This window comes from Streptomyces changchenzhani (assembly GCF_039766235.1).
Classification (GTDB): Bacteria; Actinomycetota; Actinomycetes; order Streptomycetales; family Streptomycetaceae; genus Streptomyces.
Window position 1 is genome coordinate 659,135 of the sequence record NZ_JBDHNH010000001.1, and the last position, 17,570, is coordinate 676,704.

Annotated in this window: 17 protein-coding genes; 7 read left to right on the forward strand and 10 right to left on the reverse strand. The window is 71.5% G+C overall.

Annotated elements, in window-relative coordinates:
- Positions 1-3: 3 nt before the first annotated feature.
- The 5 genes from ABCR94_RS03240 to pdhA all read right to left on the reverse strand — a co-directional run bounded on the left by ABCR94_RS03240 (position 4) and on the right by pdhA (position 6,137).
- Entirely contained in the window at positions 4-1,449 is a 1,446-nt protein-coding gene (locus ABCR94_RS03240) for a molybdopterin molybdotransferase MoeA (RefSeq protein WP_347117415.1), read from the reverse strand.
- Positions 1,446-2,387, reverse strand: a complete 942-nt coding sequence (locus tag ABCR94_RS03245; RefSeq protein WP_347117416.1) for an NTP transferase domain-containing protein — start codon at positions 2,385-2,387, stop codon at positions 1,446-1,448. Before ABCR94_RS03245 ends, ABCR94_RS03240 begins: the two co-directional genes overlap by 4 nt.
- A gap of 173 nt (positions 2,388-2,560) precedes the next feature.
- Positions 2,561-3,988: a dihydrolipoamide acetyltransferase family protein gene (locus ABCR94_RS03250; protein WP_347117417.1), complete on the reverse strand. Its 1,428-nt coding sequence runs from the start codon at positions 3,986-3,988 to the stop codon at positions 2,561-2,563.
- Positions 3,988-5,007, reverse strand: a complete 1,020-nt coding sequence (locus ABCR94_RS03255; RefSeq protein WP_347117418.1) for an alpha-ketoacid dehydrogenase subunit beta — start codon at positions 5,005-5,007, stop codon at positions 3,988-3,990. The genes ABCR94_RS03250 and ABCR94_RS03255 overlap by 1 nt, the downstream gene beginning before the upstream one ends.
- Entirely contained in the window at positions 5,004-6,137 is a 1,134-nt protein-coding gene (gene pdhA, locus ABCR94_RS03260; protein ID WP_347118439.1) for a pyruvate dehydrogenase (acetyl-transferring) E1 component subunit alpha, read from the reverse strand. The genes ABCR94_RS03255 and pdhA overlap by 4 nt, the downstream gene beginning before the upstream one ends.
- 189 nt (positions 6,138-6,326) lie before the next feature.
- Between pdhA and ABCR94_RS03265 the strand changes: the two genes are divergently transcribed.
- Complete coding sequence (locus tag ABCR94_RS03265; RefSeq protein WP_347117419.1) at positions 6,327-6,827, forward strand: Lrp/AsnC family transcriptional regulator; 501 nt, start codon at positions 6,327-6,329, stop codon at positions 6,825-6,827.
- 27 nt (positions 6,828-6,854) lie between these two features.
- On the opposite strand, the gene ABCR94_RS03270 is transcribed toward ABCR94_RS03265, so the two are convergent.
- Both ABCR94_RS03270 and ABCR94_RS03275 read right to left on the reverse strand, forming a co-directional pair.
- Positions 6,855-7,490, reverse strand: coding sequence for a TetR/AcrR family transcriptional regulator (locus tag ABCR94_RS03270; protein WP_347117420.1), 636 nt, complete (start codon positions 7,488-7,490; stop codon positions 6,855-6,857).
- Complete coding sequence (locus ABCR94_RS03275; RefSeq protein WP_347117421.1) at positions 7,487-9,019, reverse strand: 3-hydroxyacyl-CoA dehydrogenase; 1,533 nt, start codon at positions 9,017-9,019, stop codon at positions 7,487-7,489. Before ABCR94_RS03275 ends, ABCR94_RS03270 begins: the two co-directional genes overlap by 4 nt.
- A gap of 124 nt (positions 9,020-9,143) precedes the next feature.
- Here ABCR94_RS03275 and paaN point away from each other — a divergent pair, with 124 nt between their 5' ends.
- Positions 9,144-10,835, forward strand: a complete 1,692-nt coding sequence (paaN, locus tag ABCR94_RS03280; RefSeq protein ID WP_347117422.1) for a phenylacetic acid degradation protein PaaN — start codon at positions 9,144-9,146, stop codon at positions 10,833-10,835.
- A 240-nt stretch (positions 10,836-11,075) separates the two neighbouring features.
- Here the strand turns inward: paaN and ABCR94_RS03285 are convergent, their stop codons facing one another.
- From ABCR94_RS03285 to ABCR94_RS03295, 3 genes are read right to left on the reverse strand one after another with little or no spacing between them, the layout of a single operon-like run.
- Positions 11,076-11,792, reverse strand: a complete 717-nt coding sequence (locus tag ABCR94_RS03285; RefSeq protein ID WP_347118440.1) for a TrmH family RNA methyltransferase — start codon at positions 11,790-11,792, stop codon at positions 11,076-11,078.
- Positions 11,793-11,800: 8 nt separating this feature from the next.
- The gene (locus ABCR94_RS03290; RefSeq protein ID WP_347117423.1) at positions 11,801-12,982 is read right to left on the reverse strand and encodes an HTTM domain-containing protein; all 1,182 of its coding nucleotides are present in this window, start codon (positions 12,980-12,982) and stop codon (positions 11,801-11,803) included.
- Positions 12,979-13,713, reverse strand: a complete 735-nt coding sequence (locus ABCR94_RS03295) for a DUF5819 family protein (protein WP_347117424.1) — start codon at positions 13,711-13,713, stop codon at positions 12,979-12,981. The genes ABCR94_RS03290 and ABCR94_RS03295 overlap by 4 nt, the downstream gene beginning before the upstream one ends.
- A gap of 122 nt (positions 13,714-13,835) precedes the next feature.
- Between ABCR94_RS03295 and paaA the strand changes: the two genes are divergently transcribed.
- Genes paaA through ABCR94_RS03320 form a run of 5 tightly spaced genes read left to right on the forward strand, consistent with a single transcriptional unit; the run spans position 13,836 to position 17,567 of the window.
- The gene (gene paaA, locus ABCR94_RS03300) at positions 13,836-14,957 is read left to right on the forward strand and encodes a 1,2-phenylacetyl-CoA epoxidase subunit PaaA (protein WP_347117425.1); all 1,122 of its coding nucleotides are present in this window, start codon (positions 13,836-13,838) and stop codon (positions 14,955-14,957) included.
- Positions 14,954-15,241 carry a 1,2-phenylacetyl-CoA epoxidase subunit PaaB gene (paaB, locus tag ABCR94_RS03305; protein ID WP_347117426.1) on the forward strand — a complete coding sequence of 96 codons (288 nt, stop codon included), beginning with the start codon at positions 14,954-14,956 and terminating at the stop codon, positions 15,239-15,241. The genes paaA and paaB overlap by 4 nt, the downstream gene beginning before the upstream one ends.
- Entirely contained in the window at positions 15,238-15,957 is a 720-nt protein-coding gene (gene paaC / locus ABCR94_RS03310) for a 1,2-phenylacetyl-CoA epoxidase subunit PaaC (protein ID WP_347117427.1), read from the forward strand. The genes paaB and paaC overlap by 4 nt, the downstream gene beginning before the upstream one ends.
- On the forward strand, positions 15,951-16,448 hold the full coding sequence (gene paaD / locus ABCR94_RS03315; protein ID WP_347117428.1) for a 1,2-phenylacetyl-CoA epoxidase subunit PaaD: 498 nt from the start codon (positions 15,951-15,953) through the stop codon (positions 16,446-16,448). The genes paaC and paaD overlap by 7 nt, the downstream gene beginning before the upstream one ends.
- Entirely contained in the window at positions 16,449-17,567 is a 1,119-nt protein-coding gene (locus ABCR94_RS03320; RefSeq protein ID WP_347117429.1) for a 2Fe-2S iron-sulfur cluster-binding protein, read from the forward strand.
- Positions 17,568-17,570 lie beyond the last annotated feature (3 nt).

Below are 17,570 nucleotides of genomic sequence, written 5' to 3' on the forward strand. Positions count from 1 at the left end.
GTTTCACGTGAAACGTCCTTCTGTCCAAGGCAAGTCGAGGATTTCCAGCTCCTGGTCGGCCTGAGCACCACCGGGCGGGACAACGGCGAGACCGTCTGCGGCGGCGATGCCGCGAAGCATGGCCGGGCCGCTGTAGTGCAACGGTACGGCCTGCTCACGCCCTTGCTCCTGGCCCCCTCCCCGACCACCCTCGCGTCCGCCGCCGACACCGGTGCGGCTGTCGGTGCGACTGTCGGTGCGGCTCTCCGTGCGGTGTACGACCGGCACGAGGCGGGTGTCGTACGGATGGCCGCTCACGGCATCCCGCACGGGCGAGCAGTACGGCTCCAGCGACGGCAGTTGGGCGCGGGCCCGCAGCAGGGGCTCGGCCAGGGTCAGCAGCCCGGACACGGCGGCGAGCGGGTTGCCGGGCAGCCCCACCAGGTACCGGTCCTGGGCGAGGCGGGCCAGCAGCATCGGGTGGCCCGGCCGCACCGCGACACCGTCCACCAGCAGCTCCGCGCCCGCCTTGCGCAGGATCGGATGGACGTGGTCGACGGGGCCCGCGGCCGTACCGCCCGTGGTGATCACGAGGTCGGCGTCGGACGTGGTGACGGCATGGTGGAGCGTGTCGGCGTCGTCGCCCAGGCGGCGGGTGGCGGTCACATCGGCGCCCAGTGCGCGCAGCCACGGGTCGAGCAGTGGGCCGAGGGCATCGCGGACCATGCCGTCGTGGGGGAGCCCCGAGGTCAGCAACTCGTCGCCGAGGATGAGCACTTCGACGCGGGGGCGGGGGACGGTGAGCAGCTCGTCGTAGCCGGCGGCGGCGGCGAGGCCGAGCACGGCGGGGGTCACCAGGCTCCCGGCGGGCAGCAGCCGGTCGCCGGTACGGCACTCCTGGCCGCGGGGCCGGATGTCCTGCCCCTGGAGCACCTCGCGCAGTGCGTACAGCAGCCCGTTCCCGCTGCCCTTCCCCTCCTCCGCGCGGGCGTGTTCGCTGCGGATCACGGCGGTGGCGTCGGGTGGGATGCGGGCGCCGGTGGCGATCCGTACGGCCTCGCCGTCGGCGAGCGGCTCGGGCGCGGCGTGGCCCGCGAGAACCCCGCCGCCCTGTTTGACGGACCACGGACCCGGTCCCGCGACCGCCCACCCGTCCATGGCGGACGTGTCGAAGGACGGCAGGTCAGTGAGGGCGTCGAGGGGCTCGGCGAGGACCTGGCCGAGCGCCTGCCCCAGCGGTACCCGGTGGGTGCGGGGAGCCGCGGCACGGCCGGCGCGGGCGGCGACGGCGCGGGCCTCGGCCCAGGGTGTGGCCCCGGTGCCGGACTTGGGCGCGGGCACGTTGGCCTGCTCCGAAGCGGCGACGGGGGCGGAGGCCGGGGCCCGGCTGACGAGCGCGAGCGCCTCGTCGACCTCCCGTTCGCGGTCGGTCTCCCGGTCCTGATCGGTCCGGCCTGGCTGCCCGGTCACCCTTCCCCGTCTTCTTCCTTGGCCTTGGCCTCCTTGGCCTTGGCCTCCTTGGCCTTGGCCTCCTTGGCGTTCGCCTTGGCCGCGGCTTCCCTGACGTTGTCCTCCTCGGCCTCCCGCGCCCAACGCAGCGCGAGTTCAGTGGCCTTGCGGGTCGCCTCCGCGATGGCCTCGGGTCCGCCGTCGCCCGCCTTGGCCGCCGCGTAACCGACCAGGAAGGTGGTGAGCGGCGCCGCCGGCCTGGCCACGCCGTGCGCGGCGTCGCGTGCGAGGTCGAGTAGGGCGGAGGTATCGACGTCGAGCTCGATGCCGAGTTCGTCCTTGACTGCGGTGATCCATTCGTCCAGCACGTGTCCATGCTCCCTGATCCTGGCCCGAGCCGCCGCGATGTCGTCCCAGGTGTCGCAGTCGAAAGAGTCGAAGGGCCCAGCGGCGACACGGACCACGGCGAGTTCATGAGTGAGCAGCCGCAGCGGCAGTCCGGACAGACTCCCGTGCTCGGTGGCGAGGAGCGCGAGCTCGCGGCGCAGCGGCTCGCCGCGATATGCGGCCACGAGCGGCTGGTCACGGCCGTCCGCATCGACAAGGAGGGCCACTTCCGCGCCGCTCGTGTCGAGGGCGTCCAGCAGCCGTCGTACCGTTCCGTCGCCGATGAACGGCAGATCGGCGGAGAGTACGAGCACGCTCTCCGCAGTGGTTCGCCGCACACCGGCGTCGAGGGCGGCCAGCGGCCCGCCCCCGGGGGGCTTCTCCTGCGCCCACTCGACGGGCCGCACAGTGCCTCGGCGTCCACCGACGACCACGGTCACCCCGGCGTCGCCGCAGACTGCAAGCACCCGGTCGATCAGCGTCCGCCCGCCGACACGCACGCCCGGCTTGTCCGCCCCACCCAGCCGCTTCGCGGCACCTCCGGCCAGCACGATGGCGTCATACGCGGTCATCCCACGAGTATGAGGCCACCCCAGTGATCTGCTCCCTCGCGTCCCCCGTCCCAATCAGCACCAATGTGCGACCACTGTGCGTACGGTCCGCGAAAGAGGCCGGGGCGGGAAAGCGGCCGGAGTGGAAAAGCGGCCGGGGCGGGCCCACCGCAGGCAGACCCACCCCGTAACAGCTACAGCGCGCGCAGCAGTGTCGCCGGCTGCTCGACGCAGTCGGCCACGTAACGCAGGAAACCGCCCGCCGTGCCGCCGTCGCAGACCCTGTGGTCGAACGTCAGCGACAGCTGGACCACCTTGCGGACCGCGAGCTCGCCCTCATGGACCCACGGCTTGGGGACGATACGGCCCACTCCGAGCATCGCCGCCTCCGGGTGATTGATGATCGGCGTGGAACCGTCGACGCCGAACACCCCGTAGTTGTTCAGCGTGAACGTGCCGCCGGTCAGATCCGCCGGGGTGAGCTTCCCTTCCCGCGCGGCCCCGGTCAGCCGGGCCAGCTCGGTGCTCAGCGCGTCCACGGAACGGTTGTGCGCGTCCCGTACGACGGGGACCACCAGGCCCCGCTCCGTCTGCGCGGCGAATCCCAGGTGCACTCCGGGAAGGCGCACGATCTCGCGGGAGGCCATGTCCACCGTGGAGTTGAGCTCCGGGAAACGGACCAGCGCCGCCGTGCAGATCCGGGCGAGGAGCGCAAGGACCGGGACCGGGGGCCCCGCCGACCGGTTCATGGCCGCACGCGCGGCCATCAGCTCGGTGGCGTCCGCGTCCACCCAGCAGGTGGCGTCCGGGATCTCGCGCCGGCTGCGCGAAAGCTTGTCCGCGACGGCGCCGCGCACCCCCCGCAGCGGGACGCGCTCCCCGACGACGGCCGAGGAGGCGGCAGCCACCGGCTCCGGTGCCCGCACGGGCACCGACGCCGCGTCCCGTACCGCCTGCTCGACGTCGAACCGCAGGATCAGCCCGTCGGGACCGGACCCCGCGAGCGCCCGCAGATCAAGACCGTTCTCCCGGGCCAGCCGTCGCACCAGCGGCGAAATCACCGGCACCGGCCCTGCGCCATTCACCGGCGAAGCCGCCACCGGGCCGACCCTCACGGCCGACTCCGCAGCCGCCGCCGAGGCACTGGCTGCCTTCCCCGCAGCCGCCAACGACGCAGCCTCCGCCGGGCCCGAAGGACCCGCGCCCAACGCACCCGGCCGGATCCGCCGTCGCCGCGCCACCGCGGCCGCCGTGCCGTACCCCACCAGCACGTTCCCCGAGGACTCCTCGGCCGAGCCGGAAGCCGAACCAGAACCCGAGGCAGCCGCTCCCCCGCCGCCCGCTCCCGCATCGACGGGCACCTCGTGAGCAGAGGCCCCCCCGACCGCGACCGTCAGCAGCGGCGACCCGACGGGCAGCTCCGTGCCCTCCTCGCCGAAGCGAGCCGTGACCACGCCCCCGTAGGGACACGGCACCTCCACCAACGCCTTGGCCGTCTCGACCTCGACCACCGGCTGGTCGACGGCGACAACATCGCCCACCGCCACCAGCCAGCGCACGATCTCCGCCTCGGTGAGCCCTTCACCGAGGTCCGGCAGCTTGAACTCCAATACCTGAGGCATCAGCTCCCCGCCTCCCACTGCAGCCGCGCGACCGCGTCGAGTACCCGGTCCACACCCGGCAGATGGTGGCGCTCCAGCATCGGCGGCGGATACGGGATGTCGAACCCGGCGACCCGCAGCACCGGCGCCTCCAGATGGTGGAAGCACCGCTCGGTGACCCGAGCCGCTATCTCCCCGCCGGGCCCGCCGAAGCCGGTCGACTCATGGACGACGACCGCACGACCGGTACGACGCACCGACGCGGCCACCGTCTCGTCGTCGAAGGGCACGAGCGAGCGCAGATCCACGACTTCGAGGTCCCAGCCCTCGGCCTGCGCCGCTTCCGCCGCCTCCATGCACACCGGCAGGGAGGGCCCGTACGTGATGAGCGTCGCGCTGCGCCCGGAGCGCCGCACGACCGCCCGGCCGATCGGCTCGACCGCGGTCGGCGCGTCCGGCGACCAGCTGGACTTCGACCAGTAGAGCCGCTTGGGCTCCAGGAAGACCACAGGATCGTCGGAGGCGATCGCGGCCCTCAGCAGCCCATACGCGTCCTCGACGGTCGCGGGCATCACGACATGGAGCCCCGGGGTCGCCATGTAGTACGCCTCGGAGGAGTCGCTGTGGTGCTCGACCCCGCCGATTCCGCCGCCGTACGGCACCCGGATCACCAGGGGCATCGGCAGCGCCCCGCGGGTGCGGTTGCGCATCCGCGAGACATGGCTGATGAGCTGCTCGAACGCCGGATAGGCGAACGCGTCGAACTGCATCTCGACGACCGGCCGCAGCCCGTACATCGCCATGCCGACGGCCGCTCCCAGGATCCCCGCCTCGGCGAGCGGCGTGTCCGTACACCGGTCCTCGCCGAACTCCTTGACCAGCCCGTCCGTGACCCGGAAGACCCCGCCCAGCGCGCCGACGTCCTCGCCCATCACATGGACGGTCGGGTCCTCGGCCATCGCGTCGCGCAGCGCGCGCCCGAGGGCCTGCGCCATCGAGGCGGGCTTCCGGGCGACCGGCGTCCTCGCTGCCGTGGTCATCTCTCCCCCTCCGCGTCGAGCTCGGCCCGCAACTGGGCCTCCTGCTCCTTGAGCTGCGGCGTCCGGTGCGCGTAGACATGCGCGAAGAGGTCGGTCGGGTCGAGCACCGGCTCCGCGTTCATCCGCTCGCGCAGGTCCGCGGCCATCGTCTCGGCACCCTCGCGCGCCTCGCGTATGCCGTCCTCGTCCAGGATGCCGCGCCTGGTCAGCTCCCGCTCCAGGAGTTGGACCGGGTCGTGCGCCCGCCATGCCTCGACCTCCGCGTCACCCCGGTAGCGGGTCGCGTCGTCGGCGTTCGTGTGGGCCTCGATGCGGTACGTCACGGCCTCGACCAGGGTCGGGCCGCCGCCCCGCCGGGCCCGCTCCATCGCGTCGGCGAGTACCTCGTGCACGGCCGCCGCGTCATTGCCGTCGACGAGCCGGCCCGGCATCCCGTACCCGACGGCCTTGTGGGCCAGGGAAGGGGCCGCGGTCTGCTTGGCGAGCGGGACGGAGATCGCGAAGCCGTTGTTCTGCACGAGAAAGACGACCGGCGCCTTCCACACCGCCGCGAAGTTCAGCGCCTCGTGGAAGTCGCCCTCGCTGGTGCCGCCGTCGCCGACCAGGGCGAGCGCCACCACATCGTCGCCCTTGAGCCGCGCGGCGTGCGCCAGGCCCACCGCGTGCGGCAGCTGGGTCGCCAGCGGGGTGCAGAGGGGGGCGATGCGGTACTCACGCGGGTCGTACCCGGTGTGCCAGTCGCCGCGCAGCAGCGTGAGCGCCTGCACGGGGTCGAGGCCGCGCGCCACGGCGGCGAGGGTGTCGCGGTAGCTCGGGAAGAGCCAGTCGCGCTCCTGGAGCACCAGCGCGGCCGCCACCTGGCAGGCCTCCTGCCCGGTGCTGGACGGGTATACAGCGAGGCGGCCCTGCTTGGTGAGGGCGGTGGCCTGCGCGTTGTACCTGCGGCCCCGGACCAGCTCCGTGTACAGCCGGCGCATCAGGGCCGCGTCGAGCCGGTCCGCCGCGTCGGTACCGAGCACGCGATAGGGCGCGGTGTCGGGAAGCAGCGGTGCGGGGTCGGTGCGGGGCTTCCATGACGGGGGAGGGGTTGGCAGGTAGGCCGGGGCACCGGGCAGCTCCTGAACCGTCATCGTGCTCTTCTTCATCGCGTGCACCTCCTCATGGGAGTGGTCAGAGGGGCGCAGGATTGTGGTGCGCCTCACCTACCGATTGTTCGGTCGATGGCGCATTTTGGCTACAGGCACCTCCAGCCTGTGGACAAACGGTTCTCCACAGCCTGGGATGGGGACAGGTCGTCCATGACAGAGAGGCGGGGGCACATGACAGCTGAACAAATGGCCGACGCGGGCCAGGACCCGCCCGCCCGGCCGCTGGACGCCATCGACCGCGACATCCTGCGGATGCTGCAGACCGACGGGCGCGCTTCGATACGTTCCGTGGCCGAGCACGTCCATGTGTCGCGCGCCAACGCCTACGCGCGCATCAACCGGCTCATCGACGACGGTGTGATCCGAGGCTTCAGCGCCCGGGTGAACCACGAGAGGGCAGGGCAGGGCGCCTCGGCGTACATCACGCTCAAGATCGTGCAGAACTCCTGGCGCACCGTCCGCGAGCAGCTCCAGGCGCTGCCGGGCTCCGCGCACATCGCCCTGGTCAGCGGGGATTTCGACGTACTGCTGCTGGTGCACACCGCGGACAACAGGGCCCTGCGCGAGCTCGTACTGACGAAGATCCAGGCCATACCTGAGGTGCTCAGCACGCGCACCCTGCTGGTCTTCGAGGAAACGGGTCTGGAGTCCCAGCTCCCCCGCGACTCCTAGGAGGCCGGGGGGCCGGTCAGCGAGTGGTCAGCGGCTGGTCCGCAGCCCGTCGAAGGCCAGCCGTACGACCGTCTCCGCGAGCTGGTCACCGCCGTCGGAGCCGTCCGGGTGGCCGGACCCGTCGGAGGGGTCGTCGGTGCCGTCGGCCGGCAGCGGTCGATACCACTCCACCAGGGAGTTCACCATCCCGAAGAGCAGCCGCGTCGCCAGCCGCATGTCGACATCGGCGCGCAGGTCGCCGTCCGCGGCCGCCGCCTTCAGCAGATCGGCGACCCGCTGGTCGAATTCGCGGCGCCGCTCCAGCGCCCAGCGCTCCGCCTTGGTGTTGCCGCGGACGCGCAGCAGCAGCGTGACGTAGGGCAGCTCGGCCATCAGCACCTCGACCGTACGACGGGTGACGTACTCCACCTGCTCGATCGCCTGTCCGCGCAACGCGCCCGGCTCGTCCAGGATGCCGAAGAGGCCGTCGAGGGCGCGGCTGACCGCGCGGCGCAGCAGCTCCTCCTTGCCCGCGACATGGTGGTAGATCGAGGACTTGGAGATGCCGGCGGCCCGGGAGAGGTGCTCCATGGACGTGCCGTCGTAACCGCGCTCGTTGAACACCCGCACGGCGACGGTCAGGAGCGTCTCGGGGGTGTACGTGTCGCGCTTGGCGGTAGTCACGCGGAGGTCTCCTCCTTGGCGGCGAGCGGCTGGGCGACCGACTGGGCGAACGACTGGCGGTACAGCGCGAGGGAGGCCGCGTAGCGCCCGGTCGGGCAGCACTCGTGCAGATTCCCGAGCAGGTCGTACGCCCAGTCCTGGCCGAGCTCGCGGTTCCATTCGACCGGCCCGCGCGGGTAGTTGACGCCCAGCCGCATCGCGGTGTCGATGTCGTCGGGCGAGGCGACGCCCCTGGCGACGGCGTCGGCGGCGAGGTCGATCAGCATGGCGACGGTACGGGCGACGATCATGCCGGGGACGTCGCCGATGACGCTGACGTCCTTGCCGAGCTTCTGGAAGAGGCCGGTGGCCGCGTCGAGGGTCTGCGGGGAGGTGTCGTCGCAGGCGGCGAGCGCGATCCGGGTGGCGCCACGGTAGTCGAGGGCGAGATCGAAGTAGACGACGTCCGTGTACTCCACGGAGGTCCGGCCGTCCGCCGGTACGAGCTGCCCCTCACCCGGCAGTTCGATGTACGGGCCGCCCGTCTCGACGCGCTTCACGGCGATGCCCGCCTCCTCCATCATCGCGACGACCGCCTCGGCGGGACCGAGGTCCCCGACGACGGTGACCGATTCCGGGGCGCCCTGCGGCGGGGCGGTGTGCGGGGCGGGCTTCGTGGCCCCTTCCGCGTACGGGAACCAGCCGTGGCCGGACTTGCGGCCGAGCCGGCCCGACTCGACGAGGCGGCGCTGGGCGAGGGACGGGACGAACTTGGGGCTCTGGAAGAACGAGTCCCACACGGAGCGGGTGACAGCCTCGTTGACGTCCTGCCCGATGAGGTCGGTCAGCTCGAAGGGGCCCATCTTGAAGCCGCCGCACTCGCGCAGGACGGCGTCGATGGTGGCCGGGTCCGCGCCGCCCTCCTCGTACACCGCGAAGGCCTCGGCGTAGAAGGGGCGGGCGATGCGGTTGACGATGAAACCGGGGGTGTCTGCGCAGCGGACCGGGGTCTTGCCCCAGGCGGCTGCCGTCGCCCACGCACGCGTGGCGCTCGATTCGTCGGTCGCGAAGCCGCTGACGACCTCGACGAGCGGCAGCAGGGGCGCCGGGTTGAAGAAGTGCAGTCCGACGAACCGACCGGGGTTGCGCAGCGGGCCCGCGACGGCCGTGACGGAGAGGGACGAGGTGTTGGTGGCGAGCAGACAGTCGTCGGAGACGATCGCTTCGAGCGCCGTGAACAGCTCCTGCTTGACCGCGAGCTGCTCGACGATCGCCTCGACGACGAGCGCGGCGTCGGCAAGCTCGGAGAGGTCCTCGGCGGGATGCAGCCGGGCGCGGGCCTTCTCGGCCTCCGCCACGTCGAGCCTGCCCTTCTCGACAAGCCGGTCAAGGCGCCGGGCGACGGCCTCTGCGGCCCCGCGCGCCCGCCCGGGTGCAGCATCGTAGAGACGCACCGGGTGACCTGCGAGAAGGGCCACCTGGGCGATGCCCTGACCCATGGTCCCTGTGCCTACGACGGCGACGGTGCGGGCTCGATCGATTGCTGTCATGACCCCGATCCTCCCGTACGAGTTATCCACAGGGTTACCGGGCCCTCTTGCCCCGACCGATCGTTCGGTTACTGTATCTCGTGTCCGCCTGTCCCTGCCCAGCTCGACGAGGAGTTGGTCCGCCATGGCCGCCGAACTCACCACATCCCAGCTGTCCGAGAAGCACCGGTCCACCCTCGACCAGGCGCTCGAAGTGATCCGCACGCGCGCCTACTGGTCACCGCACCCCGAGCACCCCAAGGCCTACGGCGAGAACGGCACCCTGAGCGCCGCCGACGGCCTCGCCGCCTTCCAGGCACTCCAGAGCAGCCGCTTCGAGCTCGACCAGCCCGGCACGGACGCCTGGACGGGGGCCGAAGTATCGCCCTACGGTCCGGCGCTCGGCATCGAATACCCGCACGCGGACCTCGACGTCCTGCTGCCCGCGATGCGCGCCGGTATGGGCGCGTGGCGGCAGGCAGGGCCCGAGACCCGCGCCCTGGTCTGTATGGAGATCCTGGCCCGGATCAGCGCCCGTACGCACGAATTCGCGCACGCGGTCATGCACACCAGCGGCCAGGCCTTCATGATGGCGTTCCAGGCGGGCGGTCCGCACGCCCAGGACCGCGGCCTTGAGGCCGTGACGTACGCGTACGCCGAGCAGGTCCGCACCCCGGCCGACGCGGACTGGTCCAAGCCGCAGGGCAAGCGCGCCCCCCTCGACCTGAAGAAGTCCTTCACCGCGGTCCCGCGTGGCATCGCGCTGCTGATCGGCTGCAACACCTTCCCCACGTGGAACGGCTACCCGGGCCTCTTCGCCTCCCTGGCCACCGGAAACCCGGTCCTGGTCAAGCCGCACCCGCGCGCGGTGCTCCCGCTGGCCCTCACGGTGCGGGTCGCCCGCGAGGTGCTGGCCGAGACGGGCTTCGACCCGAACCTGGTGGCGCTGGCCGCCGAGCGGCCGGGCGAGGGCATCGCCAAGACGCTGGCGGTCCGCCCCGAGATCAAGATCATCGATTACACCGGTTCCACCGCCTTCGGCGACTGGCTGGAGGCCAACGCCCGCCAGGCGCAGGTCTACACGGAGAAGGCCGGCGTCAACACGGTCATCATCGACTCCACCGCCGACTACAAGGGCATGCTGTCCAACCTCGCCTTCTCGCTGTCCCTCTACAGCGGCCAGATGTGCACCACCCCGCAGAACCTGCTCATCCCCCGCGACGGCATCACAACGGACGCCGGGACCAAGTCGTACGACGAGGTGGTCACGGACCTGGCAGCCTCGGTCGACGGCCTGCTCGGCGACGACGCCCGCGCAAACGCCCTGCTCGGCGCCCTGGTCAACCCAGATGTGAAGGCCCGCATCGAAGCAGCCGCAAGCCTGGGCGAAGTCGCCCTGCCCTCGCGGGAGCTGGCCAATCCGGAGTTCCCGGACGCGGTGGTCCGTACGCCCCTCATCGTCAAGTTCGACGGCGGCAAGGCGGACGCCGACGCGCCCTACCTCTCCGAGTGCTTCGGCCCGGTCTCCTTCGCCGTCGCCGTGGACTCCACGGCGGACGCCCTGGAGCTGCTGCGCCGCACGGTGCGGGAGAAGGGCGCGATGACGGTCGGGGCGTACACGACCTCGCCGGAGACGGAGAGCGCGATCGAGGAGGTCTGCCTGGAGGAGTCCGCGCAGCTGTCCTTGAACCTGACGGGCGGGGTGTACGTCAACCAGACAGCGGCCTTCTCCGACTTCCACGGATCGGGCGGCAACCCGGCGGCGAACGCGGCACTGTGCGACGCGGCGTTCGTGGCAAACCGCTTCCGGGTGGTGGAGGTCCGCAGGCAGGCGTAACCACCGCGCCCAGCCGGGCACGCCGCACCTCCAGCGTGCCCGGCTGGGCGCGCCCGCCCGGCACATCCAGCCCGCCCGGCACATCCAGCCCGTCCGGCGTTTGAGGACAAAGGGGGCCCGGGGCTCGCCCCCGGTTTCGGGAAGGGGCGGGTAGGGGACAGCGCCGCAGGCACCCGCACCGGCACCCGCAACCCGCCCCACGACCCCACCCGCGCCCCGCACCCGCACCCGCACCCGCACTCAGCCCGACAGGGCCCCCGCGCCCCCAGAGATAGCCGCATGCCGCTGCACCCACGCATGCATGGCGATCGCCGCAGCCGCCCCCGCGTTGATCGACCGCGTGGACCCGAACTGCGCGATGGAGCACACCATCGCCGCATGCTCCCGCGCCTCCGCGGTAAGCCCAGGCCCCTCCTGCCCGAAGAGCAGCACACACCGCCGCGGCAGTTCGGTCCGCTCCAGCGGTACGGACCCAGGGAGGTTGTCGATCCCGATGATCGGCAGCCCCTCGGCCGCCGCCCACGCCGTCAGATCCTCCGTGCCGGGGTGATGGCGCACATGCTGATACCGGTCGGTGACCATCGCACCCCGCCGGTTCCACCGCCGCCGCCCCACGATGTGGATCTCCTTCGCGAGGAAGGCGTTGGCGGTCCGCACGACAGAGCCGATGTTGAAGTCGTGGCCCCAGTTCTCCACGGCCACATGGAACTCGTGGCGCCGGGTGTCCAGGTCGTCGACGATCGCCTCACGCCGCCAGTAGCGGTACGGGTCGACCACATTGCGCCGGTCGCCGGCGGCCAGCAGCTCGGGGTCGTACCGCTCCCCCTCGGGCCACGGCCGCGGATGCGGGCCCACGCCGATCTCGGGCGCCGTGAAGCCCTCGTCGTACTGGATGGGTTCCGCATCGGGCCCGGGGCCCGACTGGACGGGTTCCGTGTCAGGCCCGGGGCCTGGGATGTCGCTGCTCACCCGACGAGCGTACGGTCCGCCTCCGCGCCCTCGGACCGCTGCTCGGGCTCCGCACCGTCCCGCCGGGTCGCCGCCCGGATCCGGTCGCGCCCCCGCGCCGCCCGGCCACCGACCCACAGCAGGAAGACCGTGGGCAGGAAGACCGCGTCGGCCGCGATCATCGCCAGCGAGAAGAAGGGCAGACCGAGCAGCAGGGCGATGCCCGCGTGCTCGGTGATCATGACCGCGAGCAGGACGTTCTTGACCCGGCGGTTGAAGAGGGTGAAGGGGAAGGCGACCTGGACCGCCACCGTCCCGTACGTCAGCAGCAGCACCATCACCCCGCTGGAGGCGAGCAGCCCGGAGAGCGCGGGCCAGGGGGAGAAGTAGTCGAGGTGCAGCGGGTAGTAGAGCGCGGTGCCGTCCTGCCAGCGCGAGCCCTGGATCTTGTACCAGCCCGCCGTCGCGTAGACCAGGCAGACCTCCGCCATGATCACGAAGAGACCCGCGTTGTGCGCGAGGTTGGCGAACACGTCCAGCAGGGTGCGCGGCTCGCCCGGCGCGTGGCGGTTGACCGCCCACCACAGCCCGTGGACGGCCCACAGCCCCCAGAGGACGACCGTCCAGCCCCAGCTGAGCTCGCCCATGAACGTGACCACGGCGAGGGCGAGGCCGAGGACGGCCCACAGGGCGGGGCCCACCCGGTCGACACCTTGGCGACCGGCGTCGGCCGCGCGCCGCGCGTCCAGCGACCACACCTGACCACAGCGCGTGAACACCAGGTAGATGGCCATCAGGTGGACGATATTGTCGCCGCCGTCGCCCATGAAGATGCTGCGATTCTGCAGCGAGAGCACACCGATCATGAAGAGCACCGACATGGTGCGGGTGCGCCAGCCGAGCATCAGCAGCAGTGCGGACAGGAGCGCGAACACGTAGACGAGCTCGAACCAGAGCGCGCTGTCCGACCACATCAGCGCCGTGAAGGCGTGGTTACCCGCTATCAGCTGCTGGGCCATGTCCCAGCCCCACGGCCCGTCGGGTCCGTAGAGCTCGCGGCGGTGCGGGAATTCGCGGAGCAGGAAGAGCAGCCAGGTCGCGGAGAAGCCGATCCGCACGACAGCGCTCTGGTACGGGCCGAGGGCGGTGGAGGTGACACGCTGGACGGCGTCGCCGAGCGTGCGGTTGAACGCGCTCACTCGGTCACCTCCGTGCGCGCCCCCGCGGGCAGGTCCGCCTCGGCGATCGGCCACCACGGGAGGACCCGGTGGACCGGCTTGGTGTTGGTCCTCTCGTTGCTCCACGGCGGGGCCTGCACTCCGGTCGTCTCGGACCTGACCTGAATCCGCGAGATTTTGCCGCCCACGTCCAGGTGCGCGAGGCGCAGCATCACAATGCGGCGGATGTAGCGCTCGGAGAGCGCGCCGCGCATGCCGTTCGCCTTGTTCGCGCTGTCGTGCGAGCCGGTATAGAAGTCCCAGCCGCGGCGGAGTTCGTTCTGCACGGTGTGGCTCGGCAGCGGATTGCCGCGGATCGCGGCGCCGTCCTGGGCGGAGAGATCGACCCACTCGGTGGTCCGCCACTCACCCTCGGCGGTACGGATCTGGGCGCGTGCCTGCACGGCGATGTTCTGTTGAAGCGGATTGGGCGCGAAAAGTTTCCAGTTCTGTTCGAACTCGGGGTAGATCCAGTCGTCGATCAGCTCACCGTTCTGCTTGCTGACGGTGTTGGAGGGGGCGACATGCAGGAAGACCATCCCGAGGTGCACACAGGCGAGCACTCCGACGAGAGCCAGCGCCACAGCGGCCGCGACCTGGTACGGGAGGGACAGCGCGGCGATGCCGTTCGGTACGTCGGAGCCTCGCGCGGTGTCCGGTGCGGGCCCCGGATCCTGCCCGGCGATCACGCCCCTGTCGTCGTACGAATCCATCCCGCCCCGATCCCCGAGATCCACAGCAAGTTATCCACAGGGTTGACACCCTACGGGCCTCCGGCTGACCATTGAAGTCAGCGAACCGAACGATCGGTCGGTAGGGACGGAAGGGGGCTCGGATGGCCACAGCACCTGCGCACTGGACGGCGGCCGAGAAAGCGGCAGGGAATCGGGCGGCCGACAGCACCGCGGCGTACGAGGCGGCGTTCGACGCCGCCGTGGCCGCGGACGAGCGCATCGAGCCGCGCGACTGGATGCCGGACTCCTACCGGGCCTCCCTGGTCAGGCAAATGGCACAGCACGCCCACTCCGAGATCATCGGCATGCAGCCAGAGGCCAACTGGATCACGCGCGCGCCCTCACTGCGGCGCAAGGCGATCCTGATGGCCAAGGTGCAGGACGAGGCGGGGCACGGGCTGTATCTGTACAGCGCCGCCGAGACGCTGGGCACCAGCCGCGAGGAGCTGCTCGACAAGCTCCACTCCGGCCGCCAGAAGTACTCGTCGATTTTCAATTACCCCACGCTGACCTGGGCCGATGTCGGCGCGATCGGCTGGCTCGTGGACGGCGCAGCGATCACGAACCAGGTGCCGATCTGCCGATGCTCGTACGGGCCCTACGCCCGCGCGATGGTCCGCATCTGCAAGGAGGAGTCCTTCCACCAGCGCCAGGGCTTCGAGCTGCTGCTCACCCTCAGCCACGGCACGCCGGCGCAGCACGAGATGGCGCAGGACGCGGTGGACCGCTGGTGGTGGCCGTCGCTGATGATGTTCGGCCCGCCGGACGACGAGTCGGCGCATTCGGCGCAGTCCATGGCCTGGAAGATCAAGCGGCATAGCAACGACGATCTGCGCCAGCGCTTCGTGGACATCGCGGTCCCGCAGGCCGAGGCGCTGGGGCTGACCCTCCCCGACCCGGACCTGAAGTGGAACGAGGAGCGCGGGCACCAGGACTTCGGCGCGATCGACTGGGCCGAGTTCCGAGACGTCCTCAAGGGCAACGGCCCGTGCAACGAGCAGCGGATCACCCAGCGCCGCCGGGCGCACGAAGAGGGTGCCTGGGTCCGGGAAGCGGCGTCCGCGTACGCCACGAAGCACGACCCGAGCACCGCACACCGGACCACCGCACACCGGGCCACACAGCACCGGACCACCGAGCACCGGACCACAGCAGACGGGATAGCTGAGCACGGGACCACCGAGCACAGGACCACTGAGCAGCACGGGGAGGCACGGGCATGAGCAGCACCGACTGGCCGCTGTGGGAGGTATTCGTGCGCTCGCGTCGCGGGCTGTCCCACACCCACGCGGGAAGCCTGCACGCCCCGGACGCGGAGATGGCCCTGCGCAATGCCCGCGATCTGTACACACGCCGATCCGAAGGCGTCTCGCTGTGGGTGGTGCCGTCCTCGGCGATCATCGCGTCCTCCCCCGACGAGAAGGACCCGTTCTTCGAGCCGGCCGCCGACAAGGTCTACCGGCACCCGACGTTCTACGAGATCCCGGAAGGGGTGCAGCACCTGTGACCGCCGTACTCGCACCCGCGGCTCTCGCCCTGGGCGACGACGCCCTGGTGCTGTCGCACCGGCTGGGGGAGTGGGCGGGCCACGCCCCGGCCCTGGAAGAGGACGTCGCCCTCGCCAATATCGCGCTCGACCTGCTGGGGCAGGCCCGGGTGCTGCTCACCCTCGTCGGTGACGAGGACGAGCTGGCCTACCTCCGCGAGGAGCGCGCCTTCCGCAATCTGCAACTGGTCGAGCAGCCCAACGGCGACTTCGCGCACACCATCGCCCGTCAGCTCTACTTCTCCACCTACCAGCATCTGCTCTACGGGCAGTTGGCCTCCGGCGACGGAGTTTTCGCCCCGCTGGCGGCCAAGGCGGTCAAGGAAGTCGCCTACCACCGGGACCACGCCGAGCAGTGGACGATGCGCCTCGGCGACGGCACCGCCGAGAGCCACCGGCGGATGCAGCAGGCCTGTGACGCGCTGTGGCGGTTCACCGGGGAGATGCTCCAGCCCGTCGAAGGCGTCGAAGCGGACTTCCAGGAGCTGCAAGCCGACTGGCACACGTCCGTCACAGCCGTCCTGGGGCGGGCGGCGACCCTGACCGTGCCCGAAGGCCCGCAGAGCGGCGCCTGGGCGGCCGGAGCGGGTCGGAAGGGGCTGCACACCGAGTCGTTCGGGCGGATGATCGCCGAGATGCAGCACCTGCACCGCAGCCACCCGGGGGCGTCATGGTGACCGCCACCGCCCTGGAGACGCGGCTGCGCCGGCTCGTCGGCGCCGTGCCCGACCCGGAGCTGCCGGTGATCACGCTGGAGGAGCTGGGCGTCCTGCGCACCCTGCATGTGTCGGGGCCCGGCCGGGTGGAGGTCGAGCTCACACCGACGTACACCGGCTGCCCCGCGATCGAGGCGATGTCCTCGGACATCGAGCGCGTGCTCCACGAGAACGGCATAGCGGAGGTGTCGGTCGTCACGGTCCTGTCCCCGGCCTGGTCGACGGACGACATCAGTGCCGAGGGCCGCCGCAAGCTCGCCGAGTTTGGCATAGCCCCACCGCGCCCGCAGCCTGTCGGCGGCGGCCCGGTGCCCCTCGCCCTGTCGGTGCGCTGCCCGCACTGCGGGTCGACGGACACGGAGCTGCTCAGCCGGTTCTCCTCCACGGCGTGCAAGGCGCTGCGCCGCTGCGTGGCCTGCCGCGAGCCGTTCGACCACTTCAAGGAGCTGTAGATGTTCCACCCGCTGAGGGTCCGCGAGGTCGAGCGGCTCACGGACGACTCGGTGGCCGTCACCCTGACCGTGCCGCCCGAGTTCCGCGAGGCCTTCCGGCACACCCCGGGCCAGCACATCGCGCTGCGCCGCATCGTGGCCGGCGAGGAAATCCGGCGTACGTACTCGATCTGCGCACCGGCCACCGAGGAGCCGGCCGAGCCGGTGCTGCGGGTCGGCATCCGGCTGGTCGACGGCGGCGAGTTCTCGACGTACGCCCTCAAGGAGTTGTCCGTCGGCGACACCGTCGAGGCGATGGCGCCGACGGGCCGCTTCGTACTGGAGCCGCGCGCCGGGCACTTCGCGGCGGTCGTCGGTGGCAGCGGCATCACACCGGTGCTGTCGATCGCGGCGACGCTGCTGGCGCGGCAGCCATCCGCCAGATTCTGTCTGATCCGCAGCGACCGCACGGCTGCCTCGACGATGTTCCTGGAGGAGGTCGCCGACCTCAAGGACCGGTACCCCGACCGGTTCCAGCTGGTCACCGCACTGTCCCGGGAGGAGCAGCAGGCGGGGCTGCCGTCCGGGCGGCTCGATGAGGAACGGCTGGCCGGGCTGCTGCCCGCGCTGCTGCCGGTGGCGGACATCGACGGCTGGTTCCTGTGCGGGCCCTTCGGCCTCGTCCAGGGCGCCGAGCGGGCGCTGCGCGGCCTCGGGGTCGCCAGGACCCGTATCCACGAGGAGATCTTCCACGTCGACGACGACGACGGCGCGGGCACGGGCACAGGCACGGGCACGGGCACGGCGAGCGTCACCGGGGCCTCGGCCGCCACCGGCAGCATGCACACCGCCGCTCCCCCCACCGCCGCGACCCTCACCGCCACGCTCGACGGCCGGTCCGGCAACTGGCCGGTGCGGGACGGGGAATCGCTCCTGGAGACGGTGCTGCGCAGCCGCGCGGACGCGCCGTACGCCTGCAAGGGCGGCGTGTGCGGGACCTGCCGGGCCTTCCTGGTCTCCGGCGAGGTGCGGATGGACCGCAACTACGCGCTGGAACTCGAAGAGACCGAGGCGGGCTACGTCCTGGCCTGCCAGTCCCATCCGGCCACCGCGGAAGTGGAGTTGGACTTCGACCGCTGAGGC

Bases quoted from the DNA above. Each gene is read 5' to 3' on its own strand.
- paaD (WP_347117428.1), top strand. From the start codon at position 15,951: ATGGTGACCGCCACCGCCCTGGAGACGCGGCTGCGCCGGCTCGTCGGC.
- paaA (WP_347117425.1), top strand. From the start codon at position 13,836: ATGGCCACAGCACCTGCGCACTGGACGGCGGCCGAGAAAGCGGCAGGG.
- ABCR94_RS03255 (WP_347117418.1), bottom strand. From the start codon at position 5,007: ATGACCACGGCAGCGAGGACGCCGGTCGCCCGGAAGCCCGCCTCGATG.
- ABCR94_RS03320 (WP_347117429.1), top strand. From the start codon at position 16,449: ATGTTCCACCCGCTGAGGGTCCGCGAGGTCGAGCGGCTCACGGACGAC.
- ABCR94_RS03265 (WP_347117419.1), top strand. From the start codon at position 6,327: ATGACAGCTGAACAAATGGCCGACGCGGGCCAGGACCCGCCCGCCCGG.
- paaB (WP_347117426.1), top strand. From the start codon at position 14,954: ATGAGCAGCACCGACTGGCCGCTGTGGGAGGTATTCGTGCGCTCGCGT.
- pdhA (WP_347118439.1), bottom strand. From the start codon at position 6,137: ATGACGGTTCAGGAGCTGCCCGGTGCCCCGGCCTACCTGCCAACCCCT.
- ABCR94_RS03250 (WP_347117417.1), bottom strand. From the start codon at position 3,988: ATGCCTCAGGTATTGGAGTTCAAGCTGCCGGACCTCGGTGAAGGGCTC.
- ABCR94_RS03245 (WP_347117416.1), bottom strand. From the start codon at position 2,387: ATGACCGCGTATGACGCCATCGTGCTGGCCGGAGGTGCCGCGAAGCGG.
- ABCR94_RS03275 (WP_347117421.1), bottom strand. From the start codon at position 9,019: ATGACAGCAATCGATCGAGCCCGCACCGTCGCCGTCGTAGGCACAGGG.
- ABCR94_RS03295 (WP_347117424.1), bottom strand. From the start codon at position 13,713: ATGGATTCGTACGACGACAGGGGCGTGATCGCCGGGCAGGATCCGGGG.
- paaN (WP_347117422.1), top strand. From the start codon at position 9,144: ATGGCCGCCGAACTCACCACATCCCAGCTGTCCGAGAAGCACCGGTCC.